We start from the raw sequence: 21,257 nt of genomic DNA, 5'->3' as shown, positions 1-21,257 counted from the left end.
ACAAGATGAAAAATGCCATCCAAATTGAAAAAGACAGCGACAACATCGTTCACCTGATACTGGACAACCCCAATGGCTCCGCCAATGTCATGGACGCGGATTTCCAGGCATCGCTGGCACACACAGTCCAGCAGCTGCAGGAACAGGACTTCGCCGGGATCATTGTGCGCTCCGCCAAAAAGACTTTTTTTGCCGGCGGCGACCTCAACAGCCTGTATCGGGTTGGCAAGGCGGAAGCCGGAGCGCTGTTCGAACAGTGTGAATCACTGAAGGCCAACCTGCGCTGGCTGGAAACCCGCGGCAAGCCGGTAGTGGCCTGCATCAACGGCGCGGCACTCGGTGGGGGCTGGGAACTGGCGCTGGCCTGCCACCAGCGCATCGTCATCGACGACCGTACGATCAAGCTGGGTCTGCCGGAGGTAACGCTTGGGCTCCTGCCCGGCGGTGGCGGCTGTGTTCGGTTGCCGCGCCTGCTCGGCATACAGACCTCGCTGCCCTACCTGCTGGAGGGCAAGCAGTTTTCTCCGAAGAAAGCGCTGGACAAGGGGCTGGTACACCAGCTTGCTGCAAACGAAGCAGAAATGCTGGAGGCGGCGCGCACCTTTATCCTCGCCAACCCGGCCTGTCAGCAGCCGTGGGATGTGAAAGGCTATCGCATGCCGGGCGGCACCCCGGCATCGCCCAAGCTGGCACAGGTGCTGATGGCGGCACCGGCCATGCTGAAACAGAAAACCAGAGGCTGCCTGCCGGCACCGGAAGCAATCCTCGCCACGGTGGTGGAAGGCGCACAGGTAAACTTCGATACGGCAACGCGCATCGAGAGCCGCTATTTCGTCGAGCTGGCGACCGGCCAGATTGCCAAGAATATGATTGGCACCTTCTGGTCTGGCCTGAACGCCATCAAGGCGGGCGCCTCGCTACCGGATGCGGAACTTGCGAAAGGTATTACAGAACCGGTCGGCAAGGTTGCCGTGCTTGGCGCCGGCATGATGGGCGCGGGCATTGCCTATGCCTGCGCCATGAAAGGCTGCGAGGTAGTGCTCAAGGATGTCTCGCTGGAAGCGGCGGAGCATGGCAAGGCCTATACCGAAAAATCCCTGCGGAAGCGCGTGGCAAAGGGCCGCAGCACAGAGGAGAAGGCTGCACAGATCCTGCAGCGTATTCACCCCACGGAAGATGTTCGGGATCTGGCAGGCTGTGGCCTGGTGATCGAAGCGGTATTCGAGAAACGTGAGCTCAAGGCACAGGTGACTCGGGAAACCGAGGCACAGATCGGTGCGGACACCATATTCGCCTCCAATACCTCCACGCTGCCGATTACCGGGCTGGCACAGGCGAGCGCGCGACCGCCGAATTTTATCGGCCTGCATTTCTTCTCACCGGCGGAAAAGATGCCCCTGGTGGAAATCATTTGCGGCGAGCAGACCTCGGATGAAACGCTCGCGCGGGCATTCAATTTCGTCCTGCAGATCGGCAAGACCCCGATCATCGTGAACGACAGCCGCGGCTTCTTCACCTCGCGCGTATTTGGCACCTACACCAATGAAGGCATAGCCATGCTGGGCGAGGGGGTCAGCCCGGCGGCCATCGAAAATGGCGCAGCGCTTGCCGGCTTTCCCGTGGGGCCACTGGCGGTCAGCGACGAAGTCTCCCTCATCCTGATGGGCAAGATCCGCAGCCAGACCATTGCAGACCTGCAGGTAAATGGTGAAACCCTTTCTGCACACCCGGCCGATGCGATTATCGACCGCATGCTGGAAGAAGGCCGTGCGGGCAAACTCGCGGGCGGCGGCTTCTATGACTATCCGGAAGATGGGCCCAAGCACCTCTGGCCGGGCCTGGGTGCGCGTTTTGGAAATGCATCGACCCAACCATCACTCGAGGATATCAAGGACCGGTTGCTGTTTATCATGGCGATTGAGAGTGTGCGCTGCCTGCAGGAAAACATCTTGCGCAGCGTGCGTGACGCCAATATCGGCTCCATCTTCGGCATCGGTTACCCGCCCTGGACTGGCGGCGTATTGCAGTTTATCAATCAGTACGGTGTACGGGCATTTTGCCAGCGTGCGGAAGCACTGGCAGAACAATACGGCGAACGCTTCACGCCGCCAGCCATGTTGGTGGAATATGCAGAAGCCGATCGCCGTTTTTCCGATTAACCATTTGCAGAGCGAACCCGCAGCAATACAACAATATCAGGCAAGGAGTGCGCGATGATCCCGAGAACCGTATTCAATTCAGAGCACGAAATGTTTCGCGACAGTGTGCGGAAATTCCTGGAGGTCGAAGCTGCGCCGTTTCACTCGCAGTGGGAAAAGGATGGCCAGGTGGACCGCAAACTGTGGAACAAGGCCGGCGAAATGGGCTTCCTGTGCCCGCAGGCACCGGAGGCCTACGGAGGCCTCGCCCTGGATTTTGGCTACAACGCCATTATTGCCGAGGAAATTTCCCGCGCGGGGCTTTCGGGGATTGGCTGGGGCCTGCACTCGGATATCGCGGTACCCTATATCGTCAACTATGGCAGCGAAGACCTGAAGCAGAAATATATCCCGCCATGCATCAGCGGTGAGATTGTCACAGCCATCGCCATGTCCGAGCCAGGCGCCGGCTCGGACCTGCAGGGTGTACGCACCACCGCCATCCGTGACGGGGAACACTATGTCCTCAACGGCTCCAAGACGTTTATCACCAATGGCCAGCATGCGGACCTGGTCATCGTGGTCGCCAAGACCGACCCGAGTGAGGGTGCCTCCGGCGTTAGCCTGCTACTGGTGGAGGCGGGCCTCGAAGGCTTTTCCAAGGGCCGCAACCTGGAAAAGGTGGGCATGAAATCCCAGGATACGTCGGAGCTGTTTTTCGACAATGTCCGCGTCCCGGCTGAAAACCTGCTGGGGCAGGAGGGCCAGGGCTTTATCTACCTGATGCAGGAGCTGCCGCAAGAGCGCCTCAGTGTCGCGCTCACTGCCGTGGCCGCCGCCGAGGCTGCACTGGAAATGACTGTCGAATATACCAAGGAACGCAAGGCCTTCGGGCGCAGCGTTGCCAGTTTCCAGAACACCCAGTTCAAGCTGGCCGAGCTTTCTGCGGAAGTCACGGCAATGCGGGTGTTTATCGATCGCTGCCTGGAGCTGCACTATGAAAAAGCCCTGGATGTGGCGACGGCCGCAAAGACCAAGCTGCTCTCGACGGACCTGCAATGCAAGGTCATGGATGAGTGCGTGCAGTTGCACGGTGGCTATGGCTACATGTGGGAGTACCCGATCGCTCGCGCATGGGCGGATTCAAGGGTGCAGCGAATCTATGCCGGCACCAATGAAATCATGAAGCTGATCATCGGGCGTGAACTGCTGCGCGACTGATCGACGGAGCCGGACCTGCCATGACCAAACCGCTAGAGGGCCTCAAGGTTCTGGACTTTTCCACGCTGTTGCCGGGGCCCTATGCCACCATGATGCTGGCAGACCTGGGAGCAACGGTACTGCGTATCGAGGCACCGCACCGCCCGGATCTGTTGCGCTTTATTCCGCCCATGGTGGGCGGTAGCGGGGCCGTTTCCGCCGCACATGCCAGCATCAATCGCGGCAAGGCATCACTCGCACTTGACCTCAAGCAACCGGAATCAATCGGCATCATCGAACGCTTGCTCGGCGAGTACGACATCCTGGTGGAGCAGTTCCGCCCCGGCGTGATGGACAAGTTAGGTCTTGGTTACAAAACCCTGAGCGCGTTCAACCCACGGCTGATCTACTGCTCCATTTCCGGCTATGGCCAGAGCGGGCCCAAACAGGCCGATGCCGGTCACGACATCAATTACCTGGCCGCCTCCGGGCTGGCGAGTTATTCGGGGCGGGCGGATACCGGCCCCGTACTCAGTGGCCTGCAGATTGCCGACATTGCCGGCGGCGCCCATCACGCAGTCATGGGCGTGCTGGCGGCAGCCAACGCACGCCATAGCAGCGGCAGGGGTGCGCACATCGATATCAGCATGACCGACTGCGCGTTTGCCCTGAATACCATCTGTGGCGCCAGTGCACTCGGCGGCGGGCCGGAACCGCACGCGGGCACAGAGCTGCTCAATGGTGGTACGCACTATGACTATTACCGCACTGCCGATGGTCGTCACCTGGCGGTTGGCTGCCTAGAACCCCAGTTTGCGCAGCGCTTTTTTGCCGCTATCGGCCAGCCCGAATGGAATGCACGCACAGCAGAGCTGGTACCGGAGGCATTGCGCCAGCTCAAGGCCGATATTGCCACTGTCATTGGCGCGCAGCCGCTGGCCTACTGGACTGATATTTTCGATGCCGTGGACGCCTGTGTGGAGCCGGTAAAGACCTTCAGCGAAGCCGCTGACAGCCAGTTGATGCGCGAACGCGGCATGCTGGCCAGGGCAACACTGGATGACGGCAGCCACATACCCCAGATCAGCAACCCGATCCTGATCGATGGCGCGCGTGCCCACGCCTCCCGCCCCCCGGACGCCGGGCACACCACCCGCGGCGGCGGCCTGCCCGGCCGCGACAGCATCCAGATCCTGACCGGGCTGGGCTACAGTGAAGAGGAAATTGCGTATTTTCTCGCCAGCGGTGCGGTAGCGGAAGCTGCGGCAATCAGCTGACAGTCGCTCGCTTTCGGTGAAATGGCGGTATACGCCGCCGGGCAGCCTGTACCCCTACCCCCGGGGCGGTAAAATGCGTCGAGATTTCCACAACGGCGTATCCCATGAAGAACATCGTATTCCACCTGTTGCTGGCACTGTCCCTGATTTCCCTGGCCGCCTGTGAGCGCAAGCAGGCGCCTGATTCCCTTGATGCCAAGACCCATACCGTAGAGCAGGAAGCTGCCACACCGGAAAATGCGATCGGAGCACCCTCCGGGCGCCTGAGTGGCGCAGCCCGCCCTGTCGCCTACCGTCTGGACCTCACCCTGGACCCGCGCCGGGACAGCTTCGGTGGCCGCGCAGCGATTGACGTCGAGCTGGCGGAAGAGTCCGACACCATCTGGCTGCACGGCAAGGACCTGCGCGTGTCCAACGTGGTGGCACTGATGGCCGACGATGATGACATGCAGGGCACCTATGAGGAGGTCCTGGACAGCGGCGTCGCCGCCATTCGCTTCGCGGAAGAACTGCCGGCCGGCATGGTCACCCTGCGCATCGATTACGAGGCAGACTTCGATCGCAATCTGGCGGGCCTGTTCAAGGTGGAAGAGCAGGGCGAAGCCTACGCCCTGGCAAAATCCGAATCGATCCAGGCACGTAAATACCTGCCGGGATTCGACGAGCCGGGGATGAAGGCCACATTCGATATCGCCCTCACTGTGCCCGCGGGCTACGCCGCCATTTCCAACGGCGCCGAGCTCGAGCGTGTGGATGCGGGCAACGGCATGGAAAAAGTGACCTTCGCGCGCACCCGCCCCATGTCCACCTACCTGCTGTCACTCTCGGTTGGACCGTTTGATGTAGTGGAACGCCCGGCCATCCCTGCCAACGAATTTCGCGACTTCGAAATTCCGCTGCGCGGTTTTGCGCGCAAGGGCCGTGGCGGCGACATGAACTACATCCTCGACATTACCCCGCGCATGCTGGAGGTTTTCGAGCAGGAGCTGAAGCGCCCCTACCCGTTCAAGAAGCTGGATATCATCGCCGCGCCGCAGTGGCCAAGCGGCGCCACGGAGCTGTCCGCCGCAATCACCTACCGGGAACAGCGGATCCTGGTGGGCGACAACCCGGCGCCAGGCGCACGCCTGTCACTGGTGGGTATCCACGCGCATGAGCTGGCGCACATGTGGTTTGGTAACCTGGTGACTCCGCCCTGGTGGGACGACCTGTGGTTAAAGGAAGGCTTTGCCACCTGGGGTACACCACTGGCGCTGACCATTATGGAGCCAGAGGGCGGTCACGATGTGAATGCGGCAGTGAGTGCATTGTCCGGCATGGTGCTCGACTCGCTGGCTTCCACCCGCGCTATCCGTGAACCGATTACGGAGAACCACGACATCCGCAACGCCTATGATGCGATCACCTACCGCAAGAGTCTTGGCGTGATTCATATGGTGGACCAGTTCTTCGGCCCGGATATCTTCCGCCCGGCACTGGGCCGTTATATCGCGCGCTTTGCGGATGGCATCGCTGACTCACCGGAATTTTATGAAATTATCGCAAAGGAAACCGGCACCCCGGAACTGACCGAAACCTTCCGCAGCTTTGTCGAGCAGAAAGGCGTGCCATTGCTGGAGATGGAACTGCGCTGCGAACCCGGCAAGGCCAGTGTACGCATGAAGCAGTCTCGCTATCGCCCACTGGGCTCGCCAATTGCCGACAAGGGCCAGCGCTGGAATATCCCCGTTGTGGTGCGCCTTGCCGATGGCAAGGAGGCCCGGCACCTGCTGACCGAGGCTCAGTCCGAAATCCCCCTGCAGGCCGGCAACTGCCCGCAGTGGATCCTGCCCAACGCCAGCGGCAGCGGCTATTACCGCTGGACCCTGCCGCCGCGCCAGTGGGACGCGCTGCTGGCAGGCTTTGACAAGCTCAGCCACACCGAAGCGCTGGCGGTAATCGACAGCGCCTTCGCCGCTTTCGAGGCCGGCAAGCTCAAACCCGCCACTCTGCTCAAGGTGGTCGAGGTCTCCGCGCAATCCCGCAATCGCAACGTGCTGATGCAGCCGCTGAACCGGCTCGCCAGGCTGAAGACCCGCTACTTCGATGAGGATGCTGCCGCACGCCTGGCAAGCATGGCAGACAGGCTGTACGGGCAGCGCCTCACCCAGCTCGCCGGCAGCGCCGACGCGGAAGACAAATTGCTGTACAGCCAGTTGCTGGCCTTTATGGCAAAAACCGCTGGCAGCGAGAGTGCACGCAAGCTGCTCGCAGAAAAGGCCCGTGCCTTTACCGGCTACGGCGTGACAAAAGATGAGTCCGCACTGCCATCCGACCTGTACCAGCCGGCCCTGACCGTTGCGCTGCAGGACCTGGATGCCGGTTTCCTGGGCCACCTGCTCAAGGTGCGCAAGGAGATGGACAACCCGCTGTTCGAAAATGCCAGCGCCAACGCACTGGGTACTGTGCGCAACCCGGAGCAGCTCAAACAGTTGCAGGCACTGATACTGGGCGAGGAGCTGGGCTCACGCGAGGCATTCGGGCTGATCCAGCATGCGCTCGAAGAACCGGCGCTGCGGGACCGGCACTGGGCCTGGGTGCAGGACAACTTTGAAGCCATCTCAAAGAAGGTGCCGGGCCAGTGGCGCCGCAGGATGCCGAACTTTGCCCTGAGTTTCTGTGACAAGGACAAGCTGAAGGAATTACAGGACCTGTTTGGTGAGTATGGGAAACTGGCTCCGGGCCACGAGCGCGCACTGTCGCAGGCAGAAGAGCGCATCCAGTTGTGTATGGCGCAGAAAGAACAGGGGGAGTCCCTGGCCCGCGCGATCGGGGGTTGAAGCTATTGCGCTCAGCTATGCATCGTTTAGTTCCTGCTCGAAATGCTCATTTACCATTAGTAAACTCCGCTTTCTCGCCGGAACTTGCCTTGCCTAGCTATCGCTCACGGCGCTTCAACGATAGCAAAAGTATTGGCGAGCCCTCAGTCTATCGCTATCCCAGCCGCTTGCAGTCTCTCTGCAAGCGGCGCCAGCTGGGTCTCATAGTGCTTCCATTTCCCCACAGAAGATGAATATACCGGCTTGCGCACTTGTGAAGCGCTCGCAGTCGTAGAAGCCTCCTCGTTTTTATAGAACTCCAGACACTGTTCTTCCCACTCCAGCCCCATATAGTCAAGTAACCGCTCGGTTTCTCCGCTGGGGTTTTCCGTCAGTTTTTCGTAATGCAGTTCATAAATGGCAGCGGGAAATACTTGGCGCCAGTGCTTCATCAGCCGCCGATAACTAATGTAATACTCCGCAAGCTCATCCAGGTTGTAGGAGAACGGATACGCATCACGAAACAGCTGCTTGTACACCGAAAAACAGGTATCCATCGGGTTGCGGACCAGATTAATAATCTTTGCATTCGGCAGCGCTGCACGGATCAAGCCTATGTACAGATAGTTGAATGGCAGCTTGTCGATGAAGTGCGCAGTTTGGCCGCTAACCGGGCGAGTACTTTCAATGTAGGCTTCGCCCAGCTTTTTAAAATTGAGCTGCGCAGATGCCTCTATCAGTGCAGCTTTCGTCTTGACCCGGCCGCCTGATGTCTCATGCACAAGGCGTGTCATCTCAGCGCCAAAATTGCTTAATTCGCCAGCGGCAGTTACGCGAGAATGGCTGGCCAATATACGCTCGGCAAGGGTAGTACCCGTTCGCGGCATCCCCAGGATGAAAACCGGCTCTGCGCTCTGGCATCCATGAGCAGGATTTGTCGCTTTACTGAAGATGCTCGCAATCTGCCCCATGGTCTGCAGGTCATTGCGGACGTCATAGCGCATATGCTGGCGACGGTTATCCGCGCCCTGCTTCAGGTAGGAGAATGCGGCCTGGTACTCGCCCAGGTCTTCCAGTTCTTTCGCCAGGCCATAGCAGATCTGGGTCACGCCCTGGGGGGCCAGTTTCGGATTAGCCAGGAGCGATTTCAGCTCCGCCACATGGTTATCCTGCGCACTCTGCTTGCGCAGGCTTGAACGCATCGCCTGCGCCTCAGAATCCAGCGGATTTACTTCGAGTGCACAGTCAAGCGACGCTTCTGCACTTTCGATCTCACCCAGAAAGCGCTGGGCCGTTGCCAGGTTATAGAAAAAACCGGGCTCACGACCATTCAGGGAAATGGCCTTCTTGTACTGCGCCAGCGCTTGCCGGTGCATATCCAGGATAGCCAATTGGCGGCCCAGCCGATCGTGCAGATAGGGGTCAGCAAAGCTTTTATCCAGCAACGGAGCTACCCAGGCGCGCGCCTCGGATAGCCGTTGCAGAGCGGTCAGGGTTTCACAATAGTGGATCTTTAAGCCCGCGTGTTCAGGATCCAGGTCGAGCGCCCTCTTTGCAGCTTCAACCGCCGAATCCGAGTTACCCGCGCGCAAATGAATCCGGCACAGCATCAGCCAACCATTGACATAACCGGGAAATGCTCCTGTCAGCTGCAAGCACAGAGCAAGGGCTTGTGGTAACTTTCTGGAAGCCAACAGGGCTTTTACACGCTGAAAAAGCTCGATACACGAATCGTTTATCTCGGCACCCGCAGTCATAGACTCTGGCATATCCTACCCCGGCCCTACGCCCTTAGAGCTCGACAAATACCATTTAGCTGAAAGAAGCTCAAGTTTTCAAATCCAAAAAGATTGAAATCCCACAATAATTCCGGAAAAACAACTGAACAAGCAGCCATCCAATAAAAAAGCCGGGCTAAGCCCGGCTCAGTAAGTAGCTCAGTGACACCTTAGAAATTGTATGAGGCACTCAATCCAAAGGTTCTTGGTGTCGAGATATACTGGCGAGCGTTATTGCCATAGTAATTCTCAAAGGTGCCTGTATCAGTTCCCATATATGCTGAAGGATACGCACCGGTAACGCCTTCTTCATTCATTAGGTTCTTACCGTAGAGAGATATCACCCAGCTATCTTTAACAAAGTTTGCAGAGGCATTCCAGATGCTGAATCCATCGTGCTTTTGCTGCAGGGTGTTATCAACCACCGAGTTGATCGTATCTGACTGGTAGAAACTGCCCAAGCGGGCAACCATTTCTATACCGTTCGCCAGATCCCGGGAATGCGTCAAACTCAGGGTCAGTACATTCTCGGGGATGCCCGGCAGACGGCTTCCGTCTTCCGCAATCACACCACCAACCTGGACATTGATCACATCATCGGTCAATTCGGCTTCGGTGTAGGTATAACCGGCATGTAATTCCGTGCTGTCAGTCAGGGCGAATTCTGCTTCGACCTCAAGACCATTGGTGCGAGCGGACGCACCATTCTGGGCCATAAAGAAGCCCCACCAGGCGGTCGCGGTATTGAGCTGGGGATCTTTCCAGTCGACCACAAACAGGTTCGCAGAATAGCGCATGCGCTCACTACTGCCCTTCACACCAAGTTCATAGTTCTGGGCAGTATCTTTACCGTAAACACCAGCCACTTCGCAGTTGGGCTCAAAGAAGAAGCCCGAACAGGGTACGGCGTTGGAGCCACCGCGACGGAAGCCCTCAGAATAGGTCGCGTATGCCATAGTGGAATCACTGATGTCCCACGAAGCATTCAGTTTGTACTGGATATCATCTTCTTCCTGCGGTGCAAATTCCTCAAAGTCGACGGAATCACCAGCGATCAGCGGGAAGCCCAGAGCAGTATTGTTGGTCAATTTATTGTCGAACCAGCGTACACCACCGGTGATGTGGACATCCTCGCTAACATGGAAGGTGAGCTCACCATAAACCGCCAGGTCTTCGAAAGTTTCCTTTCGGTTATAATCGAAGTCCGTTTCCTGCAGGTCGAAGAACGTGAACCACTCTCCATCGGCAGGGCAAGCGGCGCCGACCTCCAGACAGGCCGCGGCATATTCGTCGAGACCCAGCAGGTAACTGACGTTGGTTGTGGTGCGATCCTGATCCATGTAATAAGCACCAGCGACCCAGTCTATATTGCTGTCACCGCTGTTAGACACAAGGCGCAGCTCCTGCACAAACGCCTCTTCCTCGTAACCGGCATTCACATGTGCAACCGGGCGTGGCGTCCCCGGGTAGAGGATGTCAAACCAGTTGGCGAAGCCACCGCGGTCCGTCACCCAGAGGCTGGTGTTGTCGCGCCAGCCATTTCCGCTGTGCTCGTAGCTCGAGGTGGTCGAGGTCAGGGTTGCAAAACCCAGATCGGCTTCAACTTCCAGAGACATCAGATCGACATCGCGCTCCGAGGCCTCCAGCATGGTGGATCCGTTTTCGTAATCGCCATAGGCGTTGCCAAGGTAATCCGCACCTTCAGTCACGCTACGGCGCGAGCCAACTTCATCGCGCTGCATCTGGTAGCTGGCCAGAACACTGACATTTTCACCAAGATCAAGCTTCAGCGCGGCGCGCGCATGCTCGATCTCAACGGTATCTGCATCGTCCTTACTGGTGTAGCAAGAACCGTTGAAGACCAGTTCCTCTGCACTCAGGCTACCGTCCTGTACGCTCCTGCAGCTTCCGTCATCGGCGGCCACTACAGGCTTGCCATCCTGCAGCTCGTACAGGTTGACGTAATCAACCACACCGGCATTATCGATTTTACCTGCAGAAACACGCACTGCAGCGTTATCGCTTAGCGGCATATTGAGCATGACGTCGCCGCTGAAATTCTGCCCATCGGAGCCGTCTGTCTGGCTTAAGCTGGTGGAAATCTTTGCGTCGAACTCGCTACTGTCCGGCTTGTTCATGATGTAGCGTACCGTTCCGCCCATCGCCCCGGATCCGTAGAGCGTGCCCTGAGGGCCTCGCAGCACTTCCACCCGCTCAACGTCTTTCAGTACAAAATTCGCGAAAATCGGCGTTGCATCGACATAAGTAGCCACCGGAGACACGGTAGATAGCCCGATATCACCATTCGCACCGTTGTCGACATTGAGACCGCGGATGATCATATTATTGGTCATGCCGCCGTTGCGATATCCCCGGTCAAGGATTGCAACCCCTGCGACACTTCTGAGGAGCTCGTTCGAATTGACGATATTCTTTGCTTCGATATCATCGCCGGACACTGCGGAGATGTTGTAGGGAATATCCTGAATGCTTGCCTCGCGGCTGGTCGCCGTAACGATGATTTCTTCCATCATCATTTCTTCTTCCTGTGCGAAAGCAGCAGGCATCGCCAGCACGTAACCGGCCGATACAGCGGCCACCGCCTGTGCCAGGGCGGTCTTGCTAAAACCAAGTTTGCGTTTGTTTTCCATGGTCTTCCCAACCTTTTTATAAGGGTACCGCCGTGAATGGCGCGCGTGTACCACGCGCAACCGCTAATAAACCGTATCTTTATCCTATCTGGACTTGATGGTGCCAATTAGGTCCAGTTCGCAGCCAGACATGAGTCCAGTTGCCGAAACCTGGTAACTAGTCCGGTACCGCCAGTGGCCCCATCGCATCCAGTATTTCCGAGCGCGCGCCGTCTTCGTACTGCGGGAAGCGCACCGGGTTGTCACGGAAACTTTTGAGTACCTGGCCGAGGCCCTTCATCCCGCGCTCGCGTACGTGCCGGACCCGGGAAAGGTCCAGCTCCAGCGCGATGATTTCCTCTTCCACCGAAGCCTCATGGACAATTTCCCCTTCCGGGCCAGCCACCATTGAACGGCCCACACCTTGCGCGCCCGAGGCATTCACGCCGACGATGTAGCACTGGTTCATAATGGCGTTGGCGCGGATCATGGAGAGTTCATCGACACGATCGATGGTATCCGTCTTGGTGGGCTGCAAAATGACCTCCGCCCCCATCCATGCCAGGGCACGCACGGTTTCCGGAAACCAGATGTCGTAACAGATGGATAGCCCGAAGCGGCCAACCTCCGGTACATCGAAAACCACGAAACGGTCACCGCAGGAAACACCTTTCTCGTAAGGCAGGAACGGGTAGATCTTGCGGTAGCGTTCGACCACCTCGCCATCCGGGTTGATCACTGGCGTGGTGTTGAATACGTGAGCGCCGCACTTTTCATACATGGAGCCCGGAACCAGCCAGATCCCCAGCTCCCTGGCCGTGCGGCAGAACGCCTGCTCCTCAGGTGAGGGTAACTCCCTCGCGTGCTGGACGCCCACGCCACGCAGCGCCAGCTCACTGAGCACGATCATTTTGACCCAAGGGAAACGCAGCTTGGTTTTCTGTATGCGTAACAGCAGCAACTCCAGATTGTCGGCCTCTTCCAGGCTGAGCTGCAACGCTGCAATTCCAAAATTGCTCATGGCTATTCCCACTCTATTGCGGTGTGGCGCCGCGTCCCACAAGGACACATGAGCCTGCCGCATGTTGATTCAGTGGCACCATGTTGGCGCATGCATCGGGGGCGCCATAGGTCCAGATGCAGGCGGGATATGGTTCCAATACGAATCGAGAGGGAGGAGTCAGGCTGGCTCTTCAACGGCCTGCGCGGCAAGGAACGCGGTATCGATCAAATTGCCCCCGGTGCCAAACAGTTTCAGCCTGCTTCCCTCTGCGACCACGTGAAATGCAGCCTTGCGGCCGTAGGACCAGTTGCGCCACTGGCGCACCCATTGGTCACCATCCAGCCACCAGCGGCCAGTATCGGTCTCGTCCATATCCACATCATTGCGCGAGTACCCCAGCATGGTCCCATCGGCATGCAGCTCTATGCGATAGGATTCCCCGAGCGCATTGGTACCCATCATGACCGCGTCACAGAGCCGCTTGCGCAGCGCGCCGGCATCCAGGCGCGTGCCGATGGCCGATTCAAGCGTTTCCTCGCGATCACCCGCCGAATCCTTGATGATGGCCGCCAGCGCCCGGATTCCCGGCTCGATCTTTTCTTCGCCGATCGCGGCATAGCCGATACGTACGCAGTTATCCTTACCACTGACAGCTTCGATCAGGATGCCCTGCTTTTCTGCACGGCGTACCAGCTCGCGCGCGGATAGCTCGGCAGGCAGCTCCAGCAGGCATGCTGTGCCGCATACAGAGCGCCTGACATTGCACTTGGTCAGGTGATACATCAGCGCTTCGCCAACTGCCTGCCAGCGTCGCTTCAAGGCCTGGGTGATTCGGAAGCCGGCGACATCCAGGTAGCCAGCCGCAATGAACTTGGCCAGCAGGCGCTGGTTCATCGCCGGCAGTCTTTCTCGTACCGCAAAGCGCAATCCGCGCAGACGCTTGATTACCGTCCGTGATGCCACCACGATACCGAGCTGCTGGCCCGGATCGATTACTTTTGGGAATTCGTACAGGTAAACCACCCGCTCGCCACCATTCATGCTTTTCATCGGCGGCAGCGCATTACCGTGGTAGAAAAAATCGTGATCACAGTCGTTCTCGACCAGGATGCCTTCCGCCCGCTCGAGCTGCTCCAGCAACTGCCGGCGGCGCTGCAGACTGGTGGTAACCCCTGTCGGCATTTGCGCATTAGGCTCGAGATACCACAGATTGCAGTGCAACAGATTGTCTGTCGCCCGCGGGCCGTCCGGGTCCTGTTCCAGCGGCGTAATCGAGGCTCCGGAGCGGCTGAACATTTCCTCCGTCTCTGGGCATGCGGGGCGCACCATGGCCAGGCGCGTGCGCTTGTTAACGAACAGCTGGCTCAGCAGGTAACAGGATTGCTGGATGCCACAGGTCAGCATCACCTGGGCCGGATCCACATAGATGCCGCGACGCGGCAGGATACGTGTGCAGATCTGCTCGATCAGCTGCTTGTCATCATCGTTAGCCCCAAGCGTGGCCCACTGGTTGACCTCACGCGTACTGAAAATATCACGCGCGCACTCGCGCCACTCCGCACTGGGGTAAAGTCTTGGATCATATTCGCCGCTGACAAACGGATAGGGGTACTGCAGCCAGTTCTGCGGCCGCGCACTGAGGCGATTACGCAGGCTGCCGTAACCGGTGTTCACGCTGGTGCTATTGAAACGCTGCAGCCAGAATTCTCTCTGAAAGTCCTCCCGCGTGCTCTGGGTACGCGGATCCCCGATTCCGCCCTGTGTCGGGATTGAGTCGCGCACGAAAAAACCGCTGCGCTGGCGTGTCACCAGGAAACCGTCATCCACCAGTTGCTGGTACGCTAGCACCACTGTATTGCGCGCAACGCTCAGTTGCTGGGCAAGCTTGCGCGAAGAGGGCATCCGGTGCCCAGGGGGAATGGATCCCTGCAGGATGCCGTGCACGATCTTTTCGCGAATCTGCTGCTGCAGGCTCTTGTCAGTGTCCGGATCCAGTACGATCAAGGCTTCAGGCATGCGTAACCCGTCTGTCTCAGGCAGTGGGAGGTTAACGTGGTACTACTGCAACCCTTTTACGGCATTTGTGCCGTCACTTGGAGCCTTGATCATAACTGGCACCATAACAAAATGAAATCTGGACCTAGTTTTGGTTCCGTGTTTCGATAGCGTGGGAGGTTAATGTGGACTCTCAGGGAAACTGCAGCCATGAGCAACCCGGCCGAAAGCCTAAACCAGAATACTGTCACGACGGGTACACCAGGCAAGCATTCAGCCCTGCCGACAGTTACAGATGACAGCTGGGCAGCGAGCCTGCTGCTCGCGTTCCTGTCTTCCGCAGGTCTCTATTACGTCAATATCTTCCCGGTGATTGTCAGTGCATTGATGGAAGGTGCGGGACTCAGTAATGCACAGGCCGGCGAGATTACTTTTGCCAATACCATCGGCGCGGTGGTAGGGGCTTTTGCCATTTCCTGGGTAGTCAAGAAGATCCACCGCTGGAAAACTGCCGCTGCATGGCTTCTGTGCCTGTCGATGAGCATGGATCTCGCCACCATCAGCCTCGCGCAGATAGACCTTTTGATTCCGCTGCGGTTCGTACACGGCGTATTGGGCGGTGCCCTGGTGGGCATCGGCTTTGCGGTGATAGCACGCAGTGCTGCACCGGGTCGCTGTTACAGCATGGTGCTGATCGTGCAGTACACCGGCGGGGCCTTCGGGATGCTGGTGCTACCGGCCCTGGTATCCCAGCATGGCACCTATGTACCCTTCTACGCACTGCTGGTTTTCAGCAGCATTACCCTGCTGATGCTGCCGTTTATCGGAGATTACCCGCTGCCGGAACCCCCGGCAGAAAACGTACAAAGACCCTCTCAGCCCGCAGAGAGAATCGAATGGCACCCGCTTCTGGTCACCCTGTTTGCGCTATTCCTTTTCCAGTTTGCCAACATGGCCCTGTTCGCTTTTATCTTTGATCTCGGCAAGTCCTTTGGCCTCGAGCAGGCCTTTATGAGTGAAACACTGTTTGCAGCAAACTTTATTGCAATCAGTGGTGCAATACTCGCCGCCTGGACCAGCACCCGGTACCCGATTACCGGCCCGCTGGTACTCGCACTGGTGATGACGGTACTGGGCATCCTGCTGTTCGTTTATAGCGGCAACAAGGCTATCTTTGTGTTTGCCAATATTGCCACCGGCATTACCTGGGCTTTCTGCGTGCCCTACTTTCTTACCATGGCATCACGCTTCGACAAGGCGGGCCAGATGGCCGCTTTCGGCGGATTCGCGTCCAAAACCGGGCTGGCCTGTGGCCCTCTGGTTGCCGGTTACTTTATTTCCGGCGGCGGTACCTATACACAGATGATCGTGATTGCGGCCGCATTGCTCGCACTGTGCCTGCTCTCCCTCCCGGCCGCACGTCATCTCGATTCCGCAACAGAACTGGCTGACGCCTGATTCTTTCAGATCCGGAGCCAGAACCTCTCTGGCTCTACTTTGAGCCGGCATCTGGCTCTAACCAATCACGCGCCCCTGGCCGATTCTGATGACTCTTGCCCGCATCACCGGCAGCAGAACCTCCCAGGCGACAAGCCTCAAGAACAAGAAAGGCACCCCCATGAGAACACTATCATGCGCGGTGGTTTTCGCGGCTTTACTGACCCAGTCTTCCGGGGCCAGTGCGGACACCATCTTCTCCGACGATTTTTCCGACGGAAATATTTCAGACTGGAGCACCAGCGGTACTGTGAATGCCCATAACAACGAGTCCATCCGTCTGCGCGGCCCATCCAGCGCCTGGCGGACAATATCAACAGCCGGCTTCTCCGCCGTTTCAGTCAGCATGGTGATGTCCGCATCCTCACTCGAGAATGCCGATCACTGCTATGCAGAGGTGTCGGTCAACAGCGGCAGCAACTGGACAACCATCCTGCAACTGGACAATGGCCAGGACAACGGCAGCCACTTTTCTGCCAGCGCAGCCCCCTCCGGCGTGGACAACAACCCGCAGATGCAGGTTCGTTTCCGCGGTGACGGCGCGACCACTGGCGACTATTGTTACGGCCAGTCAGTGGCGGTGACCGGCACCAGCGGCGCACAGACCGACCCGGACATCGATGCGCCTGCCAGCCTCGGCTTTGGCAATATCACCATTGGCGGTAGCAAGACCGTCAATGCAGTGATCAGCAATCAGGGCAGCGCAGATCTCTCGATAAACAGTGTCGGTAGCGTCAGCGCCCCGTTCAGTATCAGCGCGGAGACCTGTACCGGAGGCAATATCGCCCCGGGTAACAGTTGCCAGGTCACTGTGGACTTCAATCCCACCAGCGCCGGCAGCTACAGCGACAGCCTGGGCATCAGCTCCAACGATCCGGACGAGAGCAATATCAGTATCAGCCTTTCGGGTAGCGCCAGCGACAGTGGCGGCACCACCAGCAATTTCGACCCGCTTTCCGGTAGCGGCAACGTGAGCCGCAGCCTGCTGACTTATAACACGCTCACCGGTAATGGCTCGGGCTCACTGGTCAATATGAGCGGCTACGCATTGCCGGCGGAGGCCGCGAACCCGGGTAACACCTTCGAAGGCAGCCTGGAACTGTTTGGCGAAGCCACCAGCGGCAGCTTCGATGAACAGAAGGACAGCTTCCGCTACACCGGCAACAGCGATACCACCCGCAAGCATCTGCCGGAATTCGACTTCGAGTTTGTCCAGACTGGCAGCCACCTGGTACCCAAAGAACGCGGTTCTATCGCCAGCAGTCACCCCGAATGGGAATACATCCTTCTGCCCGGCCGGGTATGGGACGAGAACGGGGACAGTGGTTACTCCCGCGTCGCACTGCCATTCGCGCTGCAACAGAAGAATGCCAACTGTATTCACAACGGCATGATGATGTTTGCATTCAAGGATGATGGCTCGGTGACAGATGTGGCCTACCAGATCGCCAGCGAAACCTGCCTCTACTTCCAGTTCGACATGTGGGGACAGCTTGATGCGACCTATATACCAGCGGCCGTTTCCAATGCGACCACGCTCGTTGCCGAATACCAGGCTGAAGTGAACGGCCGCATGCCCACCAAGCCGCTCAGCGCCCTGAACAGCGACTACCCGGGCACTGACTACACGAAGTTCGCCACACCCAACGGCAAGTCACCGTCCGCAATATCGCTCGTGGGTTTTGTCATCGACGGTACCCACTACACGGGAGGCTGCACAACCCGGCAGGGTGACTACCCCTATTGTGAGGTCTTGCCGGTACCGTCCTATTCCAGTGCTAAATCCATCTTTGCAGGTACCGCGCTGATGCGACTGGAACAGAAATACCCTGGCACCATGAACCAGGCGATCTCCAACTACGTGCCTGAGTGTGCGGCAAACGGCAATTGGGATGACGTGACCTTCAACAACACCGCAGATATGGGTACCGGGAACTACAAACTGGCCGGCTATATGTCGGACGAAGGGGCATCGCACACCAATGACCTGTTCCTGCCGGAGAGCCATGCCAGCAAGATCAGTTACAGCTGTACGGAATATCCCCGCAAGGCATCCCCGGGCACCAAGTGGATTTATCATACTTCGGATACCTACATACTCGGCCGGGCCATGAACGAGTACCTGCAGGGCCTGGAAGGCAGCAGCAAGGATATCTACAGTGATCTGCTGATTGGTGAAGTTCTCGGCCCGCTGGGTGTCAGTCCCACCGCGCAGTTCAGCCGACGCACCTATGACAGCGAGCAGCAGCCATTTACCGGCTGGGGCCTGATGTTCCTGGGTGACGACATCGCCAAGATAGGCAGTTTCTATGCATCAGGCAGTCAGCCCGGCCTCAAGCAATCGGAGATGGATGCGGCCCTACAGAAGGATGCCAGTGATCGTGGCCTGGACCCACTGTCAGACTACAAGTACAACAACGGCTTCTGGGCGCACGAGATTTCTGCGGATATCGCCGGCTGTAGCGCGCCTTTGTGGCTGCCGTTCATGTCGGGCTACGGCGGCATCACTGTACTGATCCTGTCGAATGACACTGTCTACTACTACTTCGCCGATGACGACGAATACCTGTGGATGGACGCCGCGCAGGAAGCCCACAGCATTCGCAGCCTGTGTAATTGAGATTCTTCCCTGGTGTAATTGCTTGACCTGTTAGCGCGGCCCCGGCCGCGCTTTTTTGTCTCTGGCGTAACTCGCTAATCAGAAACGATAGGCAACGCCTACGCCCAATGTGCGCGGCAGCAGGCGGAACAACTGGCCGTTTTCAGCACCGGTGATCGCGTCGGCATTTGCCAGGTTTTTCAGGAACAGGTTTACCTCCCACCCCTGCGCCTGCAGTTCGACACCAAAATCCCACAGCTGGTAATCCCCGGTATCCTGCCCACCCGCGAGCGGCATATCGCTTCCTGACTGAAAGTATCCCGACAGCGTCATCACCAGGGACTTATCCTCAAATACCGATCGACGATATTCCCCGCCCAGGTTTGCGACCTGCCCGGGTGCGGCCCAGAGCGGTTCGCCAGCCGTATCACGATCGGCAAGCATCAGGCCTGCCGTCAATGCAAAAGGCCCCGCAACAAGTCCGGCCTGAATATCGATACCGACCACCTTTTCTGCCAGGTCATCTATACCCCCACCAAGCTCTTCTACGACCAGGAAATCGGCCTCGCGCTGTGTCGCGAAAACTGTCGCCCGATAGGTGAGTTCGTAAGACCGTCCTGCCGGCAACGTGATACCCCCCTCGGTTCCCAGCTCGAGCGTATCAGACCACTCCTGCAGGCTTACTGCCCTGCCGCCCAGTATGCCGCTGGCCTGCGACATTACCGGCCTCCTTCCTACCGGCGCAGGCGGCAGCGTCACCATGCGCGTTGCCAGCCCCGGCCCATAACCCTGGGCAAGACGTGCAAACCATTCCGTTTTGTTTGCGGCCTCGTATACCGCATCCGCCTCAAACAGAATCCGACGCGCATCCAGCGCAGAAAACTCTGCCGTTACCCGGGTATCGACCAGGCGTGCACCGGCACCGAAACGCCAGCGCTCTGCCGGCGCCCAATCGAGCGCCGCGGCGACGGATATGTCCCGTGATTCCGGTTTCAATGTGGAGGGCAACAGCGAGCCAGGCAGCTCCTGTAACGGAACCCCGTCACCGCCCGCCTGCAACCATTGCGCATAACCCGGCAGGCTGAGTGCACTTTCGTAATCCGCCCGCTGGCGCTCATAGCGCACGCCCAGCCTGTAGGCCAGACCTTCACTCGCGGCAGATTCGAAGCCGATATCCTGAACCAGTGACATCGCGGCACCACGGCGCGTCTCCAGCACCAGCGGCCGCGGCCAACCGGGCGCAAGCTGTTGGCCCGTTGCGAACAGGCCAGTGCTGTCATCCAGTGATGCAGAGCGGGTATTCAGCCATCCCGTGCACGCGCTGAGCACGCCCCCCTGCAGCTGCCACTCTATATCGAACGACGCCAGGTCGAGGTCTCGGGAAGCTTCTTCGCGCACCCTGACTTCCGGCTGGGCTCCACTGGAACCCGGCGTACTGTAGCTGCGGGCATCTGCAAGCCCGCTCTCGGCGTGATAAAAGAAAGTTGATCTCAGCTGGTTCGATGGCTGCCAGAGCATACCAAGACGGGCAAAGTCCACTCCCGCTTCATCCGGCCCTTCACTCGGTGCGATCACGGCCGCGCTTTCCAACCGGCGGCGCGGCTCCAGCAGAGCCGGCTCATTGAATCGATTGACCTCATACAGGCCGGTATAGTCGGTTACCCCACGGCGTTTGCCATTGCCGGTCGCAAACCGCACGGCAAACTGCTCGCCAACCGGCAGGTTGATTACCCCGGTCACCTGGTGGTTCTCGCCGCCTTCAAATGCAACGGATTGCTGTGACACATGGCCCTGCAGCAGACCCAAGGTCTCGCCGAGTTGCGGCTCGGCCGGCGACAGGCGTAGCGCGCCGGCAGTCGCGCCGGCACCCAGCGTCACACCCTGGGCACCATTCATTAATGCGGCAGCTTCGACATCCTCAAGGCTGACCGTCACCGGCAGGCGAACACCGGCAAAAACGATCGGCACCCCGCTCGTCGCGCCGGCACCGCGCAAGGACAGGCCCGTGCCACTGCTTTCTCCGCTGAAATCGCGCCACTGCCAGGCAGCACCCGGCAACATCCTGGCGAGGTCTGCGAGAGTCTGAACCTGCGCCGGCAACGCCTCCAGCTGGGTAACTTCGGGGGAATCCTGCGGATCTGCAGCCTCTTCATCGGCGAGACTCAAGCCGGAAGCCATTCCGAGAGACAGGAAGATTGTGCCTTGCAGGGCGGAAAAGAATTTATCTGACATCCATACACCGGGAGCTGTACCGCAGAGCAATCAGTGTATGGAAATTTTCAGCCGGGGATGGGCCCGATGAGTACTTGTGGCGCTTCATCTACCACATATCGACAGGACTA

General features: G+C 58.6%; 11 protein-coding genes. 6 read left to right on the top strand and 5 right to left on the bottom strand.

The genetic code is table 11. The features are described 5' to 3' along the window. Positions 1-5: 5 nt before the first annotated feature. The 4 genes from QSJ80_RS10670 to QSJ80_RS10655 all read left to right on the top strand — a co-directional run bounded on the left by QSJ80_RS10670 (position 6) and on the right by QSJ80_RS10655 (position 7,434). A complete protein-coding gene (locus QSJ80_RS10670; RefSeq protein WP_285764438.1) occupies positions 6-2,159 on the top strand; it encodes a 3-hydroxyacyl-CoA dehydrogenase NAD-binding domain-containing protein in 2,154 nt (717 codons plus the stop codon). A gap of 54 nt (positions 2,160-2,213) precedes the next feature. Then, a complete protein-coding gene (locus tag QSJ80_RS10665; RefSeq protein WP_285764437.1) occupies positions 2,214-3,359 on the top strand; it encodes an acyl-CoA dehydrogenase family protein in 1,146 nt (381 codons plus the stop codon). 20 nt (positions 3,360-3,379) lie between these two features. Next, positions 3,380-4,615: a CaiB/BaiF CoA transferase family protein gene (locus tag QSJ80_RS10660; protein ID WP_285764436.1), complete on the top strand. Its 1,236-nt coding sequence runs from the start codon at positions 3,380-3,382 to the stop codon at positions 4,613-4,615. Between the two features lie 104 nt (positions 4,616-4,719). Next, positions 4,720-7,434 (top strand): M1 family metallopeptidase, encoded by a 2,715-nt coding sequence (locus tag QSJ80_RS10655; RefSeq protein ID WP_285764435.1) that lies wholly within the window; start codon positions 4,720-4,722, stop codon positions 7,432-7,434. Between the two features lie 143 nt (positions 7,435-7,577). On the opposite strand, the gene QSJ80_RS10650 is transcribed toward QSJ80_RS10655, so the two are convergent. The 4 genes from QSJ80_RS10650 to QSJ80_RS10635 all read right to left on the bottom strand — a co-directional run bounded on the left by QSJ80_RS10650 (position 7,578) and on the right by QSJ80_RS10635 (position 14,840). Then, positions 7,578-9,182 carry a tetratricopeptide repeat-containing sulfotransferase family protein gene (locus tag QSJ80_RS10650; RefSeq protein ID WP_285764434.1) on the bottom strand — a complete coding sequence of 535 codons (1,605 nt, stop codon included), beginning with the start codon at positions 9,180-9,182 and terminating at the stop codon, positions 7,578-7,580. A 179-nt stretch (positions 9,183-9,361) separates the two neighbouring features. Then, complete coding sequence (locus QSJ80_RS10645) at positions 9,362-11,842, bottom strand: TonB-dependent receptor (RefSeq protein ID WP_285764433.1); 2,481 nt, start codon at positions 11,840-11,842, stop codon at positions 9,362-9,364. A gap of 157 nt (positions 11,843-11,999) precedes the next feature. After that, the gene (locus QSJ80_RS10640; protein WP_285764432.1) at positions 12,000-12,842 is read right to left on the bottom strand and encodes a carbon-nitrogen hydrolase family protein; all 843 of its coding nucleotides are present in this window, start codon (positions 12,840-12,842) and stop codon (positions 12,000-12,002) included. A 159-nt stretch (positions 12,843-13,001) separates the two neighbouring features. Continuing rightward, positions 13,002-14,840: an aminotransferase-like domain-containing protein gene (locus QSJ80_RS10635; protein ID WP_285764431.1), complete on the bottom strand. Its 1,839-nt coding sequence runs from the start codon at positions 14,838-14,840 to the stop codon at positions 13,002-13,004. Between the two features lie 189 nt (positions 14,841-15,029). Between QSJ80_RS10635 and QSJ80_RS10630 the strand changes: the two genes are divergently transcribed. After that, positions 15,030-16,277: an MFS transporter gene (locus QSJ80_RS10630; protein ID WP_285764430.1), complete on the top strand. Its 1,248-nt coding sequence runs from the start codon at positions 15,030-15,032 to the stop codon at positions 16,275-16,277. Positions 16,278-16,437: 160 nt separating this feature from the next. Next, positions 16,438-18,936 carry a choice-of-anchor D domain-containing protein gene (locus QSJ80_RS10625; protein ID WP_285764429.1) on the top strand — a complete coding sequence of 833 codons (2,499 nt, stop codon included), beginning with the start codon at positions 16,438-16,440 and terminating at the stop codon, positions 18,934-18,936. A 78-nt stretch (positions 18,937-19,014) separates the two neighbouring features. Here the strand turns inward: QSJ80_RS10625 and QSJ80_RS10620 are convergent, their stop codons facing one another. After that, complete coding sequence (locus tag QSJ80_RS10620) at positions 19,015-21,147, bottom strand: TonB-dependent receptor domain-containing protein (protein WP_285764428.1); 2,133 nt, start codon at positions 21,145-21,147, stop codon at positions 19,015-19,017. Positions 21,148-21,257 lie beyond the last annotated feature (110 nt).

Source organism: Biformimicrobium ophioploci (genome assembly GCF_030270605.1).
Classification (GTDB): Bacteria; Pseudomonadota; Gammaproteobacteria; order Pseudomonadales; family Cellvibrionaceae; genus Biformimicrobium; species Biformimicrobium ophioploci.
The sequence above is the reverse complement of the archived record's forward strand: the minus strand, read 5'-3'. Positions and strand labels throughout refer to the sequence as shown.

Bases quoted from the DNA above. Each gene is read 5' to 3' on its own strand.
- QSJ80_RS10670 (WP_285764438.1), top strand. From the start codon at position 6: ATGAAAAATGCCATCCAAATTGAAAAAGACAGCGACAACATCGTTCAC.
- QSJ80_RS10665 (WP_285764437.1), top strand. From the start codon at position 2,214: ATGATCCCGAGAACCGTATTCAATTCAGAGCACGAAATGTTTCGCGAC.
- QSJ80_RS10660 (WP_285764436.1), top strand. From the start codon at position 3,380: ATGACCAAACCGCTAGAGGGCCTCAAGGTTCTGGACTTTTCCACGCTG.
- QSJ80_RS10655 (WP_285764435.1), top strand. From the start codon at position 4,720: ATGAAGAACATCGTATTCCACCTGTTGCTGGCACTGTCCCTGATTTCC.
- QSJ80_RS10650 (WP_285764434.1), bottom strand. From the start codon at position 9,182: ATGCCAGAGTCTATGACTGCGGGTGCCGAGATAAACGATTCGTGTATC.
- QSJ80_RS10645 (WP_285764433.1), bottom strand. From the start codon at position 11,842: ATGGAAAACAAACGCAAACTTGGTTTTAGCAAGACCGCCCTGGCACAG.
- QSJ80_RS10640 (WP_285764432.1), bottom strand. From the start codon at position 12,842: ATGAGCAATTTTGGAATTGCAGCGTTGCAGCTCAGCCTGGAAGAGGCC.
- QSJ80_RS10635 (WP_285764431.1), bottom strand. From the start codon at position 14,840: ATGCCTGAAGCCTTGATCGTACTGGATCCGGACACTGACAAGAGCCTG.
- QSJ80_RS10630 (WP_285764430.1), top strand. From the start codon at position 15,030: ATGAGCAACCCGGCCGAAAGCCTAAACCAGAATACTGTCACGACGGGT.
- QSJ80_RS10625 (WP_285764429.1), top strand. From the start codon at position 16,438: ATGAGAACACTATCATGCGCGGTGGTTTTCGCGGCTTTACTGACCCAG.
- QSJ80_RS10620 (WP_285764428.1), bottom strand. From the start codon at position 21,147: ATGTCAGATAAATTCTTTTCCGCCCTGCAAGGCACAATCTTCCTGTCT.